This is a genomic window from Methylothermus subterraneus (assembly GCF_054656915.1).
Window position 1 is genome coordinate 1 of the sequence record NZ_BAAHXK010000047.1, and the last position, 258, is coordinate 258.

1 protein-coding gene is annotated in these 258 nt (G+C 63.6%); it reads left to right on the forward strand.

Going from position 1 to position 258, the window contains the following annotated elements; translation table 11 throughout:
• Positions 1-12: 12 nt before the first annotated feature.
• Positions 13-258 (forward strand): RRXRR domain-containing protein (locus tag ACYQ3M_RS11670; protein WP_460036252.1); only part of this gene is annotated, 246 nt, incomplete at its 3' end.

The window sequence follows — 258 nt, forward strand, 5'->3', positions numbered from 1 at the left end:
CCGTTCACTATCATTTTGAAGGATCGGGACGATGGGCAAGTGCAGCCTATGCGCCTTAAGCTCGATCCGGGCAGCAAAACGACGGGCATGGCCCTGGTAGCCACCTTTGCCCGCCGAGGCGAGACGGTGATCTGGGCCGGCGAGCTGCATCACCGGGGCCACCGGATTCGCGCTTCTCTGGGGCAGAGGCGAGCGATACGCCGGAGTCGGCGTTACCGCAAAACCCGTTACCGGAAGCCGAGGTTTGACAACCGGCGG